We start from the raw sequence: 5877 nt of genomic DNA on the forward strand, positions 1-5877 counted from the left end.
CCTGCCGGTAGCCGTCTGCCCGCGCGGTGGCCGCGCCGACGGGGCACGGCAGCGGCCGGGGCGGCCTTGCGTCTCGTCTTCTTCGCCCGAATCGCCGAGCAGGTCGGCACCCGCGAGCAGACCTGGCCCTGGGCCGAGCCGGGCACGGGCGAGCAGTTGCTGCGAGCCCTGGGTGAGCGATTCCCGCAGATCGAGCCGGTGTCGCGCCTGAAGCTGGCCGTGAACCAGCAACACGCCCGTCTTGACACGCGCATCGTGCCGGGCGATGAAGTGGCCGTCTTCGAACCGGTGACGGGGGGCTGAGATGATCCGCGTTCAGGAAGCCGATTTCGATGCAGGTGCCTTGCTCGCGCAGTTGCGAGAGCAGGCCGGGCCCGCCGCGGGCGCGGTGGTCACCTTCACCGGCTACGTGCGCGATTTCGCGAGCGACAACGCCACCGAGGCGCTGATCCTCGAGCACTACCCGGGCATGTGTGAGCGGGTGCTGGGCGAGCTTGCCGACACCGCGCGTGAACGCTGGGGCGTGGCCGCACTCGCCATCGTCCATCGCGTGGGACGCATCACCCGCAGCGAACAGATCGTCTTCGTGGGGGTGGCCTCGCCGCATCGCGGCGAGGCGTTCCGGGCGTGTGAATTCCTCATCGACGCCTTGAAGACCCGTGCGCCATTCTGGAAGCGCGAGGAGCTGGCGAGCGGGGAGCGGTTCTGGGTTGAACAGAAGGCCGATGACCGCGAGCGCACCGATGCGTGGGCAGCGACAGGCGACAACGATGGAGTAACACCATGAGCAAATCCCTCCGATGCGCGGTGCTGACCGTGAGCGATACGCGCGACGCGGGCACGGACACCTCGGGCAACTATCTCGCCGAAACCTTGGCGCAGGCCGGGCACCGGTGCGTCGCGCGCCAGATCGTGAAGGACGACATCTACCAGATCCGCAAGGTGTTGAGCGACTGGATCGCCGATCCCGAGGTGCAGATCGTGGTGACCACGGGCGGTACGGGCTTCTCGCATCGCGACTCCACGCCCGAGGCCGTGCTGCCGCTGCTCGACAAGGAGATCATCGGCTTCGGCGAATTGTTCCGACAAATCTCCTATGCCGAGGTCGGTAGCTCCACGCTGCAATCCCGCGCGCTGGCCGGGCAGGCCAACAAGACGCTGATCTTCTGCCTGCCGGGCTCGACCAACGCGTGCGAGACGGCGTGGGAAGGCATCCTGCGCGAGCAGTTCGACGTGGCACATCGCCCGTGCAACTTCGCCACGCAGTTCCCCGATGAGGACTGAGACGGAGCGCACGAGCATGCTTGACGTCGATGCCGCCCAGCGGCAGCTGGCCGAGGCAGGGAAAGCGCCCGCCGTGGCCGAGCCGTGCGCGCTGGCCCAGGCCGTGGGCCGGGTGCTGGCTGCGGACGTGACCGCCACGCTCGCGATGCCGCCCGAGGACAACAGCGCCATGGACGGCTATGCGGTGCGCCTGGCGGACGTCGCGCCCGAGCGCGTGCTGCCGGTGCAGCAGCGTTGCTACGCCGGCCAGATGCCGGAGCCGCTGGCGCCGGGGCAGGCCATTCGCCTTTTCACCGGCAGCGTCATGCCGGCCGGGGCGGACGCGGTCATCATGCAGGAAGATGCGGTGGAAGACGCGCGGGGTGTGCGCTTCACCGAGATGCCGCGGGCGGGGCAACATATCCGCCGTCAGGGCGAGGACGTGGTGTTGGGCAGCGTGCTCGCGCAGGCAGGCGCGCGTCTCACCGCGGCGCACGTGGCCGTGCTGGCCGCGCAGGGCATCACCCAGGTGCCGGTATGGCCTCGGCTGCGCGTGGGCGTGCTCACCACCGGCGACGAGATCGTGCCGGGGGGCGCGGCGCGCGAACCGCAGCAGATCTTCAACAGCAACGCCCCCATGCTGACCGCGCTGCTCGAAGGGCTCGGTGCGCAGGTGGCGCTGGCGCGGCATGCTGCCGATACGGAAGGGGACCTCGCACGTGCCTTCACCGAGCTTGCCGCCGGATGTGACCTTGTCATCAGCGTGGGCGGCGTGTCGGTGGGCGAGAAGGATCTCGTCAAGCCCGTGCTCGAATCGCTGGGCGGGGCGCTCGCCCTCTGGAAGGTGCGCATGAAGCCTGGCAAGCCGGTGGCGCTGGGGCAGGTCGCCGGCAAGCCCGTGGTCTGTCTGCCCGGCAACCCGGTGTCGGCCTACGCGGTCATGGCCATCCTCGTGTCTCCCCTGGTGCGGCGCATGCAGGGCAGGGCGTCGGTATTTCCACCGGTGCGGCGGGCTGTCCTTCGCACGAGCAAGCCGTTCGGCGAAGGTCGGGACAATTTCCTGCGGGTGCAGGCCGACACGGATGACGAGGCACGCTTGACCGTGGCGCCGCATGCTGGGCAGACCTCGGGCATCATGAGTGCCCTGCCATGGGCCCACGGGCTCGCGCGCATCCCTGCTCACGCCCAGCGTGGTGACGGTGACGTGGTCGATTACTACGCGTTCGACGACTGGCTGCGCTGAGCCGCAGCGAGTTCGTCGGGCGTGTTGAGGTTGGCAAAGCCGGCCTCATCCGGGAAATCCACGTCGACGGCGCCAGCGCTGGCAAGCCAGGCGCCCACCCGGCGCTCGCCGTCGGCCAGATAACGCATCAGGTGCGGGGCAAGGCTCGTGGCGATGAGCAGGCACACCGGCTGCCTGCCGCCCGGCGTGCGGGCAACGGCGATCGGCCGATCCGGGCCTACGGCCGCCGCGAGTCGGGCGACGAGATCGGTGGGCAGCCACGGCATGTCGCAGGCCACCGTGGCCAGCCATGGCGTGCGGGCGGCGGCCAGGGCGGTGGCGACGCCGGCCAGGGGCCCCAGACTGCCCGATACGGCCGGTGCGTCGGACAATACCTGTGTTGCCCAGTCCGCGTAGCGCGCCTGGTGGCGGTTCGCGCTGATCCACACGGTGCCGACCTGCGGCGCAAGGCGCGCGTGCACGTGCGCGATCAGGGGTTGCTCATCGAGTCGCACCAGTCCTTTGTCCACGCCACCGAGGCGGCGGCCCTCGCCGCCGGCGAGGATGAGGCCGGTGATGTCTGCAGCGTTGCGTGGCGGGAATTCAGCCACCGATGTAGCTCATCTCGATGCGCCGTTGCGATCGCGACGGGGCCAGGGCCGCACGCTGCTCCGAGTAGGCGTCCGTGCGCGCCCGCCAGATGGCATCGACGGCGGCCGCGATGCGCGCATCGTCGGCGCCGTCGCGCAGCAGGGCGCGCAGATCGTGGCCTTGTTCGGCGAAGAGGCACAGATACAGGCCGCCCTCCGGCGAGAGTCGGGCGCGGTTGCAGTCGCCACAGAAGGTCTGGCTGATGCTGGTGATGACGCCGATCTCGCCCGCGCCATCGACATAGCGCCAGCGCCGGGCGACCTCGCCCACGGCATTGCCCGGCAAGGGTTCGAGAGGGTAGGCCTCGCCGATCGTGTCCAGGATGCGTCGGCCGGTGACCACCTCGTCCGCGCGCCAGCCATTGGTGGTGCCCACATCCATGTACTCGATGAAGCGCACGATGTGGCCGCTGCCGCGAAAGTGCCGGGCGATGGGCAGGATCTGATCATCGTTCACGCCGCCGCGCACCACCACGTTGACTTTGACCGGGCCCAGGCCAGCGGCTGCCGCGGCGTCGATGCCGGCCAGCACGTCCTCCACGCGGATGTTGCTGTCACTGAGCGCCCGGAACCGGCCGGGCTCCAGCGCGTCCAGGCTCACCGTCACCCGGCGCAGGCCGGCCGCGGCGAGCACCTCGGCCTTGCGCGTGAGCAGGCTGCCGTTGGTGGTGATGGCGAGGTCCACGGGTGCGCCGTCCGGCGTGCGCAGTGGGGACAGCAGGGCGACCAGGTTCTCCAGATGCCGCCGCATGAGCGGCTCGCCACCCGTGAGCCGCAGCTTGCGCACGCCGCGGGCGACGAAGATGCCGGCGAGCCGCGCGATCTCCTCGAAGCTGAGGAGATCGGCATGCGGCAGGAACGGGTGATCCGGCCCGAACGCCTCGCGTGGCATGCAGTAGCTGCAGCGAAAATTGCAGCGGTCCGTGACGGAGATGCGCAGGTCGCGCAAGGGCCGCCCGCGCGTGTCCGTGCCTGGCACCAGGCCGGCCAAGGACGTGGCGTCCGGCGCATGCGCCAGGCGTGGCGCCTCGGCCCGCACCACAGGTATCACGCGCGCCGTCATCCAAAAGCCTCCATCACCGTCATCGTGCGGCCCACGTCCGTCGCGTCGTAGCCGGCCAGTGCCTGCATGTCGGCGCGAAACGCGTCGCTGCGCAGCGTGGCCAGCAGCCCCTGCATGCGTTGTGCCTGAAGCAGGTTGCGCCGGATCGCGAACACGTAGCGCTCGTCCACGAGGGGGACGAAGTCCAGGCCGAAGCGCGCAGCCGCCGTCTGCACGCCGACGCCCGTGTCGGCCATGCCGCTCGCGATGTGCGCGGCCACCGCCATGTGCGTGAATTCGCTGATGTCGTAGCCGCTCACCTGCGCGGGCGCAATCCCGGACTCGGCGAGCATGAGGTCCACCAGCAGACGCGTGCTGGAGCCGGGCTGACGGTTGACGAAGCGCACGTCCTCGCGGGCGAGGTCGCCCACGCCCTGGATGGCCTTGGGATTGTCGCGCATGACGAAGAGGCCGGTGCGCCGCACGGCCAGGTGCACGAGCAGCGTGTCGTCAGGATCGAGCCAGGGTGCGTAGCGCTGCAGGATCGGCTGGGCGAATTCACCAACGGGCACCTGAAAGCCCGCGACGTCACACTCGCCTCGGGCGAGCGACGCCAGGGCTTCCTGCCCCGTGCGGTAGCGCAGCTCGACGGGCGGGGTGGTCGCAGACAGCCTTGCCATCAGGGCCTCGACGGCAAAACCGTGGCTCGCGTGCAGACGCAGGTGAGGTTCGGATTCGGGCAGTAGCCGTTCGAGCTCTTCCTGAAGCTCCGAGGCGAGGCTGTCCAGCATCGGCGTGAGGCGAGCCGCGATGCGGCGGTTGGCCCAGAGCAGCCGTTCGGCGAAAGGTGACAGCTGGGTGCCCTGGCGCCGGCGGGTGATGAGCAGCGCCGTGCCGAAGATCGCCTCGAAGCGGCGCAACAGCCCCCAGGCGTGGCGATACGAGACGCCGCACTGCCGACAGGCGCCGGCGATGTTGCCTGTGGCGTCGATCGCGCCCAGGAGCGCCAGCATGGCGTGCAGGGGGACGGCATCGCCTTCGGGCTGGGCGAGAAACCAGTCCGGGCGCAGGCCGACGCGGAAGTTATATGTCATTCGGTGCTTATTGAAGTGGCCGTCGAAGCTGGCTACAGTGGGCCAAGCCTTGGCGTGCACTGCCTTATATGCAGCTGAGAACAGAATAATGAGACGAGGGCGCGCACGCAAGCGCTCCGCCGGAGACTGTCATGACTGCGATCCCGCGCCATTCGCCGGGGGCCGTGGACGCTGCCGTCCAGCAAGCCCTTGCGCGCCATGCCGCGCGCCCCGGCGCGCTGTTGCCCATCCTGCATGATCTTCAGCATCGGCTGGGCTGTATTCCGGCGGCGGCCGTGCCGACCGTCGCCGACGCCTTGAATCTCTCGCGTGCGGAAGTGCACGGCGTCATCAGCTTCTACCCGGATTTCCGCACGGAGCCTGCTGGGCGCATCCACCTGAAGGTGTGCCGGGCGGAAGCGTGTCAATCGCGGGGCGGCAACGCCCTGGCTGCGCATGCGCAGGAGGCCGTGGGATGCGCGTTGGGCGAGACCACGCCGGATGGCACCTGCACGCTCGAGGCGGTCTACTGCCTGGGGCTGTGCGCGCAGCTTCGCCGGTGGCCATGCGCTTGTTGACGTCCTTCAGATCCTTCAGCGGCAGCACGACGCGCGTCTGCAGGTCGAT

At 69.7% G+C, this 5877-nt stretch carries 7 protein-coding genes and 1 pseudogene; 5 read left to right on the forward strand and 3 right to left on the reverse strand.

What is annotated here, in order from left to right; all coding sequences use genetic code 11:
- Positions 1–15: 15 nt before the first annotated feature.
- The 4 genes from IMZ29_RS21980 to IMZ29_RS21995 are packed head-to-tail and all read left to right on the forward strand — an operon-like array spanning position 16 to position 2506.
- The gene (locus IMZ29_RS21980) at positions 16–303 is read left to right on the forward strand and encodes a MoaD/ThiS family protein (protein WP_216188378.1); all 288 of its coding nucleotides are present in this window, start codon (positions 16–18) and stop codon (positions 301–303) included.
- A 1-nt stretch (position 304) separates the two neighbouring features.
- Entirely contained in the window at positions 305–787 is a 483-nt protein-coding gene (locus IMZ29_RS21985; protein ID WP_216188364.1) for a molybdenum cofactor biosynthesis protein MoaE, read from the forward strand.
- Complete coding sequence (gene moaB / locus IMZ29_RS21990) at positions 784–1284, forward strand: molybdenum cofactor biosynthesis protein B (RefSeq protein WP_216188366.1); 501 nt, start codon at positions 784–786, stop codon at positions 1282–1284. Before IMZ29_RS21985 ends, moaB begins: the two co-directional genes overlap by 4 nt.
- 16 nt (positions 1285–1300) lie before the next feature.
- Complete coding sequence (locus tag IMZ29_RS21995; RefSeq protein WP_216188368.1) at positions 1301–2506, forward strand: molybdopterin molybdotransferase MoeA; 1206 nt, start codon at positions 1301–1303, stop codon at positions 2504–2506.
- Here IMZ29_RS21995 and mobA read toward each other — a convergent pair.
- From mobA to IMZ29_RS22010, 3 genes are read right to left on the reverse strand one after another with little or no spacing between them, the layout of a single operon-like run.
- Complete coding sequence (gene mobA / locus IMZ29_RS22000) at positions 2479–3096, reverse strand: molybdenum cofactor guanylyltransferase MobA (protein WP_216188370.1); 618 nt, start codon at positions 3094–3096, stop codon at positions 2479–2481. The two genes, IMZ29_RS21995 and mobA, sit on opposite strands and share 28 nt — an antisense overlap.
- Complete coding sequence (gene moaA, locus IMZ29_RS22005) at positions 3089–4198, reverse strand: GTP 3',8-cyclase MoaA (protein ID WP_216188372.1); 1110 nt, start codon at positions 4196–4198, stop codon at positions 3089–3091. The genes mobA and moaA overlap by 8 nt, the downstream gene beginning before the upstream one ends.
- Entirely contained in the window at positions 4195–5271 is a 1077-nt protein-coding gene (locus tag IMZ29_RS22010) for a substrate-binding domain-containing protein (RefSeq protein WP_216188374.1), read from the reverse strand. Before IMZ29_RS22010 ends, moaA begins: the two co-directional genes overlap by 4 nt.
- Positions 5272–5402: 131 nt before the next feature.
- On the opposite strand from IMZ29_RS22010, the pseudogene IMZ29_RS22015 reads away from it, so the two are divergent.
- A pseudogene (locus IMZ29_RS22015) lies at positions 5403–5801 on the forward strand (NAD(P)H-dependent oxidoreductase subunit E); the annotation flags it as partial.
- Between the last annotated feature and the right edge of the window lie 76 nt (positions 5802–5877).

The organism is Verticiella alkaliphila, assembly GCF_018904615.1.
In the GTDB taxonomy this organism is placed as follows: Bacteria; Pseudomonadota; Gammaproteobacteria; order Burkholderiales; family Burkholderiaceae_B; genus Verticiella; species Verticiella alkaliphila.

What these genes read in the sequence shown, in the direction of transcription:
- IMZ29_RS21985 (WP_216188364.1), top strand. Translation starts at nt 305, where the DNA reads ATGATCCGCGTTCAGGAAGCCGATTTCGATGCAGGTGCCTTGCTCGCG.
- moaB (WP_216188366.1), top strand. Translation starts at nt 784, where the DNA reads ATGAGCAAATCCCTCCGATGCGCGGTGCTGACCGTGAGCGATACGCGC.
- IMZ29_RS21995 (WP_216188368.1), top strand. Translation starts at nt 1,301, where the DNA reads ATGCTTGACGTCGATGCCGCCCAGCGGCAGCTGGCCGAGGCAGGGAAA.
- moaA (WP_216188372.1), bottom strand. Translation starts at nt 4,198, where the DNA reads ATGACGGCGCGCGTGATACCTGTGGTGCGGGCCGAGGCGCCACGCCTG.
- IMZ29_RS22010 (WP_216188374.1), bottom strand. Translation starts at nt 5,271, where the DNA reads ATGACATATAACTTCCGCGTCGGCCTGCGCCCGGACTGGTTTCTCGCC.